9 protein-coding genes are annotated in these 14077 nt (G+C 41.9%); 8 read left to right on the top strand and 1 reads right to left on the bottom strand.

Annotated features, from left to right (window positions below; translation table 11 throughout):
- Positions 1-89: 89 nt before the first annotated feature.
- The 7 genes from B4G81_RS06665 to B4G81_RS06635 all read left to right on the top strand — a co-directional run bounded on the left by B4G81_RS06665 (position 90) and on the right by B4G81_RS06635 (position 11221).
- Entirely contained in the window at positions 90-1388 is a 1299-nt protein-coding gene (locus B4G81_RS06665; RefSeq protein WP_294081207.1) for a class II aldolase/adducin family protein, read from the top strand.
- Positions 1389-1931: 543 nt separating this feature from the next.
- The gene (locus B4G81_RS06660) at positions 1932-2507 is read left to right on the top strand and encodes a DUF3575 domain-containing protein (RefSeq protein WP_294081206.1); all 576 of its coding nucleotides are present in this window, start codon (positions 1932-1934) and stop codon (positions 2505-2507) included.
- Positions 2508-2516: 9 nt separating this feature from the next.
- Positions 2517-3959 carry an OmpA family protein gene (locus tag B4G81_RS06655; protein WP_294081205.1) on the top strand — a complete coding sequence of 481 codons (1443 nt, stop codon included), beginning with the start codon at positions 2517-2519 and terminating at the stop codon, positions 3957-3959.
- 119 nt (positions 3960-4078) lie between these two features.
- Entirely contained in the window at positions 4079-5686 is a 1608-nt protein-coding gene (locus tag B4G81_RS06650; RefSeq protein WP_294081204.1) for an Mfa1 family fimbria major subunit, read from the top strand.
- An 87-nt stretch (positions 5687-5773) separates the two neighbouring features.
- The gene (locus B4G81_RS06645) at positions 5774-6733 is read left to right on the top strand and encodes a FimB/Mfa2 family fimbrial subunit (RefSeq protein ID WP_294081203.1); all 960 of its coding nucleotides are present in this window, start codon (positions 5774-5776) and stop codon (positions 6731-6733) included.
- Position 6734: 1 nt separating this feature from the next.
- Positions 6735-8231, top strand: a complete 1497-nt coding sequence (locus B4G81_RS06640; protein WP_294081202.1) for a hypothetical protein — start codon at positions 6735-6737, stop codon at positions 8229-8231.
- 56 nt (positions 8232-8287) lie between these two features.
- A complete protein-coding gene (locus tag B4G81_RS06635; RefSeq protein ID WP_294081201.1) occupies positions 8288-11221 on the top strand; it encodes a hypothetical protein in 2934 nt (977 codons plus the stop codon).
- Here B4G81_RS06635 and B4G81_RS06630 read toward each other — a convergent pair.
- Positions 11214-12188: a hypothetical protein gene (locus tag B4G81_RS06630; RefSeq protein WP_294081200.1), complete on the bottom strand. Its 975-nt coding sequence runs from the start codon at positions 12186-12188 to the stop codon at positions 11214-11216. The two genes, B4G81_RS06635 and B4G81_RS06630, sit on opposite strands and share 8 nt — an antisense overlap.
- Before the next feature lie 283 nt (positions 12189-12471).
- Here B4G81_RS06630 and B4G81_RS06625 point away from each other — a divergent pair, with 283 nt between their 5' ends.
- Positions 12472-13854, top strand: coding sequence for a dihydrolipoamide acetyltransferase family protein (locus B4G81_RS06625; RefSeq protein ID WP_294081199.1), 1383 nt, complete (start codon positions 12472-12474; stop codon positions 13852-13854).
- The last annotated feature ends 223 nt before the right edge of the window (positions 13855-14077 follow it).

Here is a 14077-nt window from a genome sequence, read left to right as displayed (position 1 = left end):
AAGAGCTGAATGCGATATATTTGTCAGGATTTTCACTTTTAATTATTAACTTAAAAAATCTTGGTTTTTGACTTTTGATTATAAGATATATGAAACAATTAGATGTCAATTTGATGCATCCGGTAGAACAAATCAATGTGATCATCGGAAGAATATATAGTAGAGGGATGACCACTACTTCGGGAGGAAATGTCTCTATTAGGGATAAGAACGGTGATATCTGGATCACCCCTTCGGGAGTGGACAAAGGTTCGCTCACTACCAAAGACATTATGCAGGTGAAAAGGGACGGAACCGTTCTCGGGTTGCACAAACCTTCTTCGGAACTCCCCTTTCATAAGGCTATTTATGAATCCAGACCGGAGATAACGGCCATTATCCATGCACATCCGCCGGCACTCGTCGCTTTCAGCATCGCCGGCATTGTACCGGATACCAAAATTGTCCCCCAAGCACATAATATTTGCGGTGATATCGGTTTTGCGCCTTATGGTACCCCGGGAAGTGAAGACCTGGGCGAGAAGATTGCTTTTGAATTCAAGGATAACCGTTATAAAGCGGTGATTATGGAAAATCATGGAGTGGTATTGGGTGGAACAGACATGATGGACGCCTATCAACGGTTTGAAACGCTGGAGTTTTGCTGCCGTACCATCGTGAATGCCAAAAGGCTGGGGCAGGTAATTTATCTGAGTGATGAACAGGTATCCCAATATGTAAATCACCTGCCAACCAATATTCCTGGTTTTATGGATATCGAGCATCCTTCTGAGGAGCGGGCAATCCGCACCGAAATGGTGAACATTATCCGCCGTGCTTGTGATCAGGGTTTGATGATATCAACATACGGTACGGTATCGGTACGCTGGAAGGGCAATGATTTTCTCATTACCCCCCGTAATGTGGCAAGATGGGATATTGTGCCCGGGGATATTGTGCAGGTAAAGAATGGCATGGCCGAAGCGGGGAAAACACCCAGCCGGTCGGTTGCCCTGCATCAACGTATTTATCAGTTGAACCCGCATATCAACTCTATCATCTGCACTCAGCCCATAAACTTGATGGCGCATGCGGTGAGTGGATCAAGATTTGATGTACGCACTATCCCCGAAAGTTGGATTTTCCTGCAGGACGTCCCCTCCATACCATTCGGGCTCATTTATAATGATGTGGACAGCGTGGCAAAAATGTTCAACAATAACCGGGTTATCCTGGTGGAGAACGACAGTGTTTTTGTCACCGGTGATAAATTATTGAATACTTTCGATTACCTGGAAGTGGCTGAATTCTCAGCGAACTCTCTGGTGATGGCCGCTTCAATTGGATCTCTGCAACCTATAGGTGACAAGGAGATCGATGAATTAAGAATTGCATTTAATGTAAAATGAGTGGGGACTAAGAAATATTATTACATGGAAAATCCGGTCCTACATACTTCATACTGTACGTAGGACCGGATTAAAAAATATATTTTACAAACAAGCCATGAAGGCAATAACATAAGTCTTGGGGAAATTCTTGCATTAATCTATTTATTCTATTTATTTTCGATTGGTTTCTTTTAGCGTTCACATTCATATTCTAAATATCATTTATTGCTTGCTGTTTTTTCGTATTTAGACTGTAATTTAAATTATTGTTTCGATAATCGAAATTACAAAAACTATTCATCTGTTTATTTCCTATATAAGCCATTTTTTAAGTCTGTCTGTTCCCTAAATAGAAAAATATAATTGGGGAAAACCTGAAAACCGGACGACTTATATTCTTATGGAATCATACTTTTGTGTGGCTCTATTGGAGCATGCTATGGTTGATAGAATGAGAAGATATATTCATATTCTTAATGTTTACGTGGTTATCGGTGGGTTCTCTTGTGATTAGAGATTGAAATTAAGGAATTACAGCTTTTTTATCGAAATAGAAGTTATATGTCAAGAAAGTTACGGATTTGTTTCGGAATCATATCGTTACTGATTTCGATATGTTCTAAATCCCAGACAATTGGGATAAAAACCAATATCCTTTATGATGCGTCCACCACCATTGCCGTGGGGACAGAGTTTAGAACCGGAGGAAAAACAACTTTGGATGTTCCTTTGGGGGTAAACTTATGGACTTTTTCCCAAAATAGGAAATTGAAACATCTGATGATCCAGCCGGAAATAAGATATTGGTTCTGTGAGCCTTTTATGAAACATTTTGTAGGATTACACCTTCATGGAATGCAATTTAATGTGGGTGGCATGGATATCCCGATGGGAAGATTATCCAAACTGAAGGATCATCGCTACGAAGGCTATCTCTATGGGGCAGGTGTAAGTTATGGATATCAATGGTTGATACATCCCCTGTGGAATTTAGAGTTGAGCATGGGAGGAGGATATGCCCGAATACATTATGATAAGTATCCATGTCAACATTGTGGTGCTAAAGTGAGCGAAGGAAAATATAACTATTTCGGAGTCACAAAAGCGGCTGTCTCCTTAATTTATTTTATAAAGTAAGTAACGATTATGAAACTAAAATACCTGCTTTTTCTATTATTGTTTTTTCCGATAGTTGTTCCCGGTCAAACAGGTTACTTACAGTATATTAGGGTCGATAATCAAGAATTCATTCAAGAGGAAGGAATGCTGTCGATTGCTTTCGATCTTATTCTAGACAGGTTGGAGGTTAAATCGGAGCAGATGATGTATATCACACCAAGATTAACCTCATCCCAAGGGGACCGGGAGATAATACTTAGTCCCGTGTTACTGGTTGGTTCCGCCAGAAGTAAAGTCCTGGAGAGGATGCAACGTTTACAGGGTAAGCTTGACTTGGATCCTATGCCCCGACAGATCATCAAACGGAGCAATGGGCGCCCACAACAGGTAGTGTATAGGGAAATCATTCCTTATGAGCCATGGATGAGAAAGTCTTCGCTAGACTTGTTGGCAAACCTCACAGGATGTGCTTCATGCGATGAAGGGAGTGATATCCTTCTTATCGCTGACAATTTCATAAAAGAGCCATTTATTCCAAAGATTAACTATGTATCTCCGGTAGTGCAACCGACCAAGAGGGCGGTCAATTTCTTGGGAATAATCAATTTTAGAGTAGATGAGGCGGATATACTACCTGACTATAAAAATAATGCTGTACCCATCAAGCGCGCCAACGATCTGGTGAGTGGAGTTAAAAATATTGAGGGAGCCCGGATCACAGCTGTCGAAATTGTAGGATATGCTTCTCCTGAAGCCTCGATGGATTACAACAAAAAGTTGTCGGTCAGAAGGGCTAATGCTTTTGCCGACTATATTGCCGCTGAGCATGAATTGCCAAGAAATATGATGCGTGTTTCCGGTCGCGGTGAAGATTGGGAAGAATTGAAATTGCAGATTGAGGCCTCTTCATTGAGGCACAAACAACAAGTATTGGATATTATTGACAATATCGCCAACCCCGACGAAAGAGATGAACCATTGAAAAAACTGGATGGCGGAAGTGTGTATCAAATCCTGCTTCATGATTACTACCCCCGGATAAGGCGTATTGAAATGAATATAGACTATGAGGTAGAGGAAAACTTCAACCTCGCACAAGTGAAGGAAAGATATAAGGAGAGACCGTCAGAGATGTCGCTCAACGAATACTATTTCCTGTCTCAGCAATATCAAGCCGGAAGCGACCGATTCAATGAACTCTTTGCTGAAGCTTTGAAACACCATCCCGATGATGTGATTGTCAGTCTGAATGTAGCAGTTGCCAAAATCGAGGATGGTGAATACAGTGTTGCGATAGAACGTCTGAAGCAATTCGAAAATGAACCAAAGGTATGGAACGTGTTGGGTGCAGGTTATGCGCTGATGGAAGATTATGATAAGGCCAAAGATTGTTTCTTCAAAGCGGCTGAGGAAGGGGATGCTCTTGCAAAACAGAATATGGAGCAACTGATAAAATATATAGGAGAATAGTCATTTTTATGAATTTTTATTTTGATGATTGGCTAATTTAAAAGCTTTGATAGCGTTTCGACCAATCTGATATATAGCGAATATAGAGCAATTTTAATTTTTTTAATTTTTATTTATTTATGAAAATAAGCAGATTTTTTTTGATGGGTGTCATGATTGCTGTTGCGGTATCTTGTTCCGACAAGGACGAAATCGACAACGGTGGAAATATGGCAAAAGGAACTACTTACTCCAGTGTAAGTATAACAGTGAAAAAGAATGGTACCCGTGCATTGGATGATTCTCAAGGAGACAATGCCGGAACCAATGCTGAACAGACAATGCGTACTCTCAAAATGCTGAGTACGGCAGGCAATGCAAGTTGGGCTTTCGCTGACAATGCGGGTGCCGATAATACTTTTTGGGCTGAAGGTAATACTAAATACAATACTGCCCCTTGGGCAACCAAAGAGGGTAAACACAAAATGGCCTTGGTATTTAATGACAATGGAGTTGCATTGGGGAATGCTGAAGCCACCGGTACCACCGTATATGAAGGAGAGGTAACACGGTTGATGTCTCCTAACTTCACCATGACTTCAGCTATGTTTGAAAAAGATATCCAACCGGGTATCACCAAACTGCAGGCAATGAATGGTACAAACGAAGATGATAACGTGTTTGCCGGAATAGCGGTGGAACGTGTTGTCAGCAAGGGAATCGTGAGGAAGTCGGCTGATTTTAATGGTGATATTAAACAAGGAAATACCAAAGTAGCTACTGTCAGTGATCTCACTTATGCGGCGGTGAACGGTGCTACCAAAACATATCTTTTTAAAGATAATGCAGGGGAGAGGACCTTGGGCGAAGAGGATGATAACTCATATGCGGATTTTACTTCGGCAATCCATGAGATAGCACCCGTTAAAGAAAGTGATGCAGCTTATACGGCCGGATTGGTTCGTCTTGGTGTTGATAACGTTTCTAAAGATATTTCTACTGCTAAAGAGGTAAACGCTGCGGGTGCCGCTGTAGATGCCGTTACTACCCGGGTGTTTTATTTCCTTGAAAATTCCGGCGATATCTCCGGAACCGATATGAAGGATTTGGGTTACTATCGCTTTGCGTATGCAAAAGTGTATGCTACTTATCATCCTGAATCGGTACTTACAGTCGATGGTGACGAATCGAATCTGGTATCCAAAGAGGGTACAGGGAAATATTATGTGAAGAATGATGATGGAACTTATAGTGAAGCCGGTAAAGACGACGCCGGCGCCGTTGAAGGTGTATTGGTATGGAAGTTAACGAGTGGATCAATAGAAAAAGGAAAAACCTTTTATAAAGGGGTGGAAGATGGACTGCTATATGCCTCTTCTAAGGCTGCCGAATCGAGCGTGACTGCACCGGGACAGAAATATTATACTTATACCGACGGACGTTGCGGTTACCGTACACTTTGGAATCGTCAAACGAAAGATGGTAGTAAACCCAACGTGATTGTAAATGCCGACACACGTCGTAATAATGCTTATATGCTGGATATTCTCGAGTTTGCAGGTTTAGGATTTCCTTGGGATGAATCAGATCCCAACGACCCGAACTTACCAAGACCTGAAGAAGATGAGAAAAACGATTTGCCGGATCCTACTGATCCCAATGTAGAACCTACCGAAACCTATATGAGAGTGGAAGCGGTTGTGCTTCCTTGGAATGTAGTAATACGCGAAGGTATTGTCCTGCAATAATTACTCTATTCAGATCGATACAATCAAACGGGAATTTCCCGTTTGATTGTGTTGATATTTTATCCTGTCTGCCAAATATAAACTCAAATGCGAAGAAAATTAAATATCTTGCTAATCCTGATTGGGATGCTGTTATTCACAACAGGATGCGAATCTCTTTTGTACGACGATTTAAAGGATTGTCCACAAGGTGTCTACTTTAGCTTTTATCGACAATCACCATGTGCAAGCGGGAGGGAATATCCCGAGGAAATCAAGCAGGTGAAAGTATTTGTATTTGATGAAAATGAAGTTTTGGTTGAGATGTTCCAAAGCGACAATATTAAAATTTCTGCCGATTACCGGCTTATGACATCATTCTACAGGATAGGAACATTTACATTTGTGGCATGGGGCGGAAGCGACCTGTCTACTTATGACTTTACACCATTTAAAAAGGGCGGAACAAAGAAAAATGAACTTTTGGTTGCCTTGCAAAGACAATCGTCTGAATATACCGGAAAACCTACGGTAATTTATTGGGGAGAGGCAGATCCTTTGACTATTGAAGACCGAACGGGTAAAGGAACTGTTTTCGATGAGGTCGAATTTAACATGCAGGAGCTCACAAACCGTATCCGTATTACTATTCATGGTTTATCTGAGAGTGATGATTATAGTGTGTCAATTACCGATAATAACGGAGTATATGACTTTAACGGTGATTTTGCCGAAGACTCACGTTTTGATTATTTGTCGACTGTCAGCCGTAACGGTAAATTATTAAAAACCGATTTTGTAGTGATGAAGTTAGCCGAAGGTAGGAATGTACGACTTGCCATCACGAATACTACAACCGGAAAGGTGGTATATGAGGTGAATATGGTAGACGATTTAATCATGTATCGGGGAGACTCGGGTGAACCTCCCTACAAATTGGAATGTGATCATGACTTTAATATTGTGATCGTTTTTCAGGAGAATCCTGAAAAAGGAGAAAATTATATGTTGATGAAAGTGGTCGTCAACGATTGGAATGTGATAAAAAGAGAGGTTATAGTTGAATAATATGCAAAAGAAATTGCTGCATAATTATATTTATCTTATTCTCTTTGTCTTATGTGCTTTGATTGAAGGGTGTGAAGTGGGAAGTGAGCATCTTTTGGCAGGAGAAGAGATGCCTGTCAGGATTCTTGCAACCATTGATGTCGGCTATGCGAAGCCTATGAATGGCGATGCTTCCTCTATCAGGAGTGGAATGGTGAATGAGGAGACTGCCGGATATGAAGAGCAAGAAGAAGAGGGAACTCAGCTGGAGAATAATATAGGTACTGTGCGTGTTATGGCTTTTGACCAAGACGGAGCGATACAACGTAATGTGTTGTTTAAAAAACCGGGAGTAGTAACCGACCCGGGAGAAAAATCTTATCAATATGCTGATGGTACCGGGACGACAATTACCAAGATTCAGATGGAACTGAAAATAGAACCGGCCGACTATCTCTTTGTGCTGGTTGCCAATGAGAAGAAGGAGTGGAAATTAGAGACAATTATCCACCAACAGGAATTACAAGATAATCAGCTACTGCAGAATATAGAAAATACCATTACCACAACGGAAGAATTATCTCTTGCGGTGACAGGCCGATCGGGTATCCCGATGCTGGGATTGCAAGAGATGACCATACCCTACGATCAATCGGCCTCCGAACTGACCCCGGCAGTGATAAATCCTGCCATAGAGCTCAAGCGTACGATTGCTAAGGTGGAGGTAAATATAAGTAATGTAGACACACAGACCGGAATGTTGTTCGAGACTGCCAAGTATTATACGATAAAGTCTGTCTCTCTTTTTAATGCCAACCGTCAATATGCACTACTTGAAGAGTTGACAGAACCGATAACCGAAGACAATTACGATGTGACAAATGATGTGTTCCACACAGAAGGCGCACCCTTTACCGGAAACATTCTTAACCGGTATATGGCGGAACGGAAAAATATTGATGGTAGCGAAACAGATGCCACAAAAATCAGAATCGTGGCTTCCGGTGGAGGTGAGGACTTTAATTACGATATTCCTCTATTCCAACACAGCGGAAATGGGAGGAATTATGATATCCGCAGAAACACAATTTATCGGCTGAATACATTGTTGCATGGTAAGTTGCTTACCTACGAACTGGATGTATATAATATAGTGGAAGGATGGAATAATATATATGGTGAGATTAATATTGCTGTACCCAAAGAGTCTTTCGTCGACATCAGTTCCAAATATATGCCTGTTACATCTGTAGCAAGCGGCGGCTTTTCCGGAGAAAAGCAATTCATTATATACACAAATCTTGATTTGACAGAGAGTGATTTTTATGAGGTGCAAGAGAGTGGTTTTTCATTGGAATGGACTGCGAACCCTTCCGGTCATCCCGGAGCCTCTTACCTGTTGACCGTCAAGTACCGGGGAGATGGCTTTGGAGGTAAAGAAAAAGTGCCGGTACTGGTCCATTTTTCCACAGCAGGGAAAAAAGTGTTCAGCATCACAATTGAAGCGGTTGTTGTTTGATTTTGGTTCAGACCTTTTCGAAGGTGTGCAGTATCAATCAGTCAAAAAATAATTATATGAAGATAAAAGTATTATTGATTTGGTCTTTGGCGCTACTCCTTTGCTCATGTATAAGTGAAGAAATTGACTCACCACATGTTGTGCAAAGTAATACTAATTTCAGTGTATATATTACAACTCCGGACGAGATACAGGTAGAGGGGGAAGTAAGAGCATCCCATGATGGACCTCATGACGGTGAAGGCCGAATAAACTCTTTGTGGCTGCTCGTGTTTGACGGGGCAGGGGAAGACAATACACTTTTAGAGAAAAAAGCTGTTACTTATACTACTGTAGAGGGAACGAAAATCAATGGAAAAGTTGAACTCGACAGCCCGTCGAACAATAACACGACGATTCGTTTTCTGGCAAATACGGCAACCGAAGATATATCCGTAGGACAAACCTGGACCGAAATTCGAAAATTGACCTATGCCGTTAATAATGGCAACGGACAACTCTTCCCGATGACCGGTGAGATACAAACCAATTTTCGTACCCAGACCTCGATAGGTACTGAACAGAACCGCATACGGTTAATCCGTTCATTGGCCAAAATTACTTTTAATATTCAAGAAGGAGGTGACTTTCAGTATTTGGGGAACAGGGTCTTTCGATTGAAAGATAAGGGGTTTGTTTTTCCTACCCCTGAAAATGATGCCCCCAACGAGGCGGAATTCTATAATGAGGCTGGTTATAACAAATATACTGTCACTTACTCGGCGGAACGTCTCAATGTTGCCGAGGAAGCGGAAGATGAAAAACTTCCGTTGGATAATCGCACATTCTTTATGCTGCACGGTCGTTATAAGGGAAAAGAGGGATTCTATCGCATAGATTTCTATAATGAGGCAAAAAAGGAATACCTCAATTTCACACGAAATACCAATTACAACTTAAAAGTTACTGTCAACGGATATGGGTTCGATACCGAAGCGGAAGCACTGGAGCATCCTCTCAACGGAAGTGTGGTACATATCATCGCGGATGTAAGTGATGCCTATAATTTTATTACAAACGGAGCAGGGAATTTTCTCGGGTTCTCTAATCTGGCAGTTACTATTTATGGGAAACCGACCTATTTTACCCGAGGGTTTGCGGGAAACAAGACGCGGTATGAATACGTATTGACTACCATTACCAATGAAAAAAACGGTGGATGGGATTCTTCCGACATCACAATCCTCAATGCCGGAAGTGTTTTAAACTCCCGAATAGTTGTGGTTGATAAATATGACGAATTTGGCAAACCTGTACCGGGAATGAAAGAATATCTGTTGGTGGGGAGTTTGCCTGATAATTTTAAGGCGGGAGATGAGACATCAGTGACAGTCAAATATACCACCTTGGCCAAAGATATTAAAGTCAGACGAGAGCAATATATCGATTGTCATTTTACCAATATTGCTTATCCTGCCGGTACTGCCTCTCCTTCTGTCTCTGATGTGAGGCTCATGCCAACGCGTAAAAGTGATGGAGGCTATGTGGAGAACGGCAAATTTCCTGCTGATGCCCCCACACATCTCAGCTGGGTGATGTTGGCTGATGCTCCTTCAACTTTTAATTGCAGGTCGACAGACTATAAAAATAGAACAACGGTCGAACAATGGCGCAGATCAAATAATGGACCTGTGAGAATACAATTCCATGAACATCTCAATACGATGAGGATGGGACGGTTTGCCGCAAAGAATGCCGAATTGGAAGGATTCAGATTTGCAGATGTGTATGTCTCGCTCAGTAAAGAAGGTGAGCGTCATAAATTGATTTTGGCACAAGCCAATGCCGATCTGGTGGGATTCTTCGGCCACGAAAGTATAAGACCTGATTATGCACGATTGGCGGCAAATGGCAGGTCTGTATCAGGTAATTACGGTCCGGATAAATATCAATACGATCGTTATCTGGTGGTGGAAAGAACGACTGACACTTATATCACGGGTAGTCTTAAGAATATTGCAGATTATTGTCGTTCACATTCTCCGGCCGATATAGAAAATTTGTGGTATGCACCCTCTTATTCGCAATTGTTGGGGGTGTGGGTGGCAGATAACAGTGACAGCCGTCATACCTCTCCTTTTCGAACAGAAGAAATGGCTGCCAGTGGGGATTATTCATCTCCTGCTTTCCCCTATTTTGCCAGATCTAACTTTAATAGCACACATGAAACTGCCTATCCCCAAATTAATGAACAGTTGCCCCCCCTGTTCGGTGATACAAATGTTCCTTGCGTGAACTTTGTATACGGAGAAACGATGAGGGGTTACCATTCAAAAGAATATATTGCTGTGAGGTGCGTCAGGAATTTGGATCCGAATCTGGAGCCTGACGGTTTGACCAATAACAATAGCCCTGTCAGTGCCGGGCATGAGGTGACGATGGATCCAAAAGATTTTTTGAGTGATGATTATTTTACCAATGACTCATGGAATGAACCCCAAATCAGAAACAACAAAGTTGCCCGGAAATTTTGGGTGGATCCCACACATCGCAGTGAACAAAATGTATATCGTTTTACGGCCAATCCCCCAAGATATACATCCTATTCGAGAAGAACAGAAAATGTTGAAGGAGAAGTAACTTTTAATGCGGCTACTCGAGAAGCGGGAAATGCCAACTTACGATTGCCTACAATGCGTGAGCTTAATTTGATCTACATTTATAAAGATTATTTGGAGCAAAACAGTAGATTTGAAAAATTTAATGTAGATATGCCGGATGCTTCAGGGATGTATAGTGTGGATGCAAAGTTTCCTCGTATCCTCAGGTATCCGGCAGCCGGAGCGTCCACTGCGCCTACCTATTTCTATTGGTCTTCAACGTTGAGAAATCCGGATCTTACCTATCCCATGCGCATGAGTATGGTGGTAGGATATGTAAATACAAGAGGAGCCGGTTACGGAGAAAATGACCAGTTAGATCATCGCAGATTTGTAAAAACGATCAAATAAAGGTTGAAAGATCGGTCATATTGGCGATATATTCCCTTTGGGTTTTCATGTACCTTATCCGCTCTATCTCCCCACTTTGGGAGATGAGTGTGGAGTACTTGATGAGGATATCGATCCATGATTTTTGTTTTCGGCATATATCCGGATTTTGTGACATAATCATGTTCATCGAAAAAAGCACCTGGTGACCGAAATAATAGGGGCCATATTCGATATATGCATGTGAAGAGGTGAAATCGATGTTGGAAAGATAGACCATTACCTTATTCCCATTGGGAAAACATCCTGACACAGTAAATCCTTCCAAATCATCCACTGCCCTGTTGAGTTCTTTTTGGATCTCCTTCATTTCATCCAAATTCAGTAATCCCAATTTATAAAAATGCTGTACCTCGTGGATAAATGAAGGAAATACAGTCCAGTCTATTATAAAAAAAGTGGATTTTATATTACGAAGAAGAGTGGCTATGTGATGTTGCTTCCGGCTCAGTTGACTTGGAATTGGTATCTCGGAATAAGGTGCGAACGTTGAATCCGATTTCAGCTGATATACATTCTTATATAAAAGAAAACGGAACAGCTCGTCATAATTGAGAAAACAAGAGGGTGGAAGGGAATTATAAACAATCATTAGTTTGGAGTTGTCATAAGATTCCACCTCGGTGAGTAGCTTGATATAATAGTCAAAAAAATGGGTGTAGTCTCTGACCATATCGGTCGAGTCTGGAAACTGCAATTCAAATACACCTCTGTTCTCCGACTTTACGGAGACGATTTGGTCTAATGAGATATTCAAAGCAAGGGCTATTTTGCCTGCTTCTGTAAAAGAAAAAGGCACTTCATCTCTCAATCGCCGATATACAGCTTCTTTTCCAATTGATAAGATATCAGATAACTGGTTCGCTATATTTCTGTTTGATTGAGCATGCTCAATGATGGCCTCAATAAGTCTATTATTCAGCGTCATGACTCGTAGTTCGGTTTTGCTTTAAATCAACAATATAACGGGAAAAGCGTGAAATTGTTCATAAAGGGGTTGCCACAAAATAAATACCTCTTCATCTTTTGACAATATTGAAAGGAATTCTTGTGATTGTAGATTAATTCTTTTTCTGTAGCAAAAATCACAGATAAAAAATCAATTATTTAATCGGAGTGAAGGACTAATTTCCATACTTTTGTCAATATTATCTGCAAGATTTGTATTCATATAGTGAAAGGAATGGATATGTACTTAAATCATAGTATAAATGGCAGTTGTAGTAATTATGCCCAAACAGGGCCAATCGGTGGAGAGTTGTATCATAACGGAGTTGAAGAAGAAAAAGGGCGATGCCGTTAAAAAAGGGGATATCCTTTTTTCTTATGAAACGGATAAGGCTTCCTTCGAGGAAGAATCTCCTGCGGGAGGTGTCGTGCTTGAATGCTTCTACAGGGAAGGCGACGAGGTGCCGGTTCTTGAAAATATGATGATTGTTGGGGAACCGGGAGAAGATATTTCTTCCTTGCTGATAGGGCATAAAGAGCCGAAAGAGCTGCTGAAGGAGGTAGTTGAGCCGGTTAGTATGCATTCCTCCGGAGATGATGTTACGGACCCGGAGGTAACTACTCGGTTAACCGGCGAAGTGCCGGGACAGAGGGAAAATCTTGCTCTGCAAAACGTACAGTCCGGTACAAGTCCGGTTTCACCCCGTGCCGGGAAATTGGCAGAGAAAAATGCCATTGATACTTCTGCCCTGTTAGGGAGCGGTCCCCAAGGGCGTATCATAGAAAAAGATGTACAGGCGATTTTGCAGAACCGACCGAAGATGACGTCACTGGCAAAGAAATTGGCTGCCGAAGAGGGTCTGTGTCCGCAATCATCCGGAACAGGCCTCGCCGGTACGGCTCGGGCTTCCGACCTGTCATCTTCTGTGAGCAGTGGCTACGGTAATGATTATGAAGACCGGAAAATATCCAACATGCGCAAGATTATTGCCCGGTCGATGCATGCTTCCTTGCAGCACTCGGCACAACTTACCCACCATCTGGGAGCAGATGCAAGGAATATCCTGGCATTGAGGAAAAAAATGAAAGCGATGCTGGATGAGGGTCAACTCGATACCAACATAACCCTCAATGACATGGTGTGTTTTTCGGTAATCAAAGCCTTAAAGAAGTTCTCCAGTGTAAATTCCCATTTTCTGGGTGATACCATCCGTTATTTTAATAAAGTGCATCTCGGACTGGCTGTAGATACCGAAAGAGGACTCATGGTGCCGGTGGTGCGAAATGCCGATGACCTGTCCATAACCGGTCTGGCCCGCCGGTTCAAGGAAATCGCTGCTGCCTGCAGGAATGGAAGTGTGAATCCGGATATCCTTTCCCCGGAAGCGGGCACTTTTACGGTGTCGAATCTTGGTAATTATGGGGTGGAGATGTTCACTCCTGTGATCAACCTTCCCCAATCGGCCATACTGGGCGTGAATACCGTCGTGCCGCGTCCCAAGGATATTGGCGATGGTGTGTATGCTTTTGTACCCTTTATAGGATTGAGCCTGACTTATGACCACCGTTCACTGGATGGCGGGGAAGCTACCCGTTTCCTGAAGCAAATTGCGATTGAAATAGAAAACCTGGAATTGGATATATAATGAGCCAATTTTCTTAGGAACGAGTGCATAGCCAAACTTGTTTGAGCTTTGTCGAGTGACGACAGAAAATGGACGAAGTCAATGTGACTAATGTGCCAATGTGTGAATAAGAAAATGCAAGTTTTGGTGAACAGTTTGGCGTTAGATTGTTATATATGGTAGAGCCTTTGGAAATTTTCACAATAACAAATTATGCCGATAACCAGTTTGAATATCGCTTTTA

Source organism: Proteiniphilum sp. UBA5384 (assembly GCF_002410825.1).
Classification (GTDB): domain Bacteria; phylum Bacteroidota; class Bacteroidia; order Bacteroidales; family Dysgonomonadaceae; genus Proteiniphilum.
The sequence above is the reverse complement of the archived record's forward strand: the minus strand, read 5'-3'. Positions and strand labels throughout refer to the sequence as shown.

What these genes read in the sequence shown, in the direction of transcription:
- B4G81_RS06665 (WP_294081207.1), top strand. Translation starts at nt 90, where the DNA reads ATGAAACAATTAGATGTCAATTTGATGCATCCGGTAGAACAAATCAAT.
- B4G81_RS06660 (WP_294081206.1), top strand. Translation starts at nt 1,932, where the DNA reads ATGTCAAGAAAGTTACGGATTTGTTTCGGAATCATATCGTTACTGATT.
- B4G81_RS06655 (WP_294081205.1), top strand. Translation starts at nt 2,517, where the DNA reads ATGAAACTAAAATACCTGCTTTTTCTATTATTGTTTTTTCCGATAGTT.
- B4G81_RS06650 (WP_294081204.1), top strand. Translation starts at nt 4,079, where the DNA reads ATGAAAATAAGCAGATTTTTTTTGATGGGTGTCATGATTGCTGTTGCG.
- B4G81_RS06645 (WP_294081203.1), top strand. Translation starts at nt 5,774, where the DNA reads ATGCGAAGAAAATTAAATATCTTGCTAATCCTGATTGGGATGCTGTTA.
- B4G81_RS06640 (WP_294081202.1), top strand. Translation starts at nt 6,735, where the DNA reads ATGCAAAAGAAATTGCTGCATAATTATATTTATCTTATTCTCTTTGTC.
- B4G81_RS06635 (WP_294081201.1), top strand. Translation starts at nt 8,288, where the DNA reads ATGAAGATAAAAGTATTATTGATTTGGTCTTTGGCGCTACTCCTTTGC.
- B4G81_RS06630 (WP_294081200.1), bottom strand. Translation starts at nt 12,188, where the DNA reads ATGACGCTGAATAATAGACTTATTGAGGCCATCATTGAGCATGCTCAA.
- B4G81_RS06625 (WP_294081199.1), top strand. Translation starts at nt 12,472, where the DNA reads ATGGCAGTTGTAGTAATTATGCCCAAACAGGGCCAATCGGTGGAGAGT.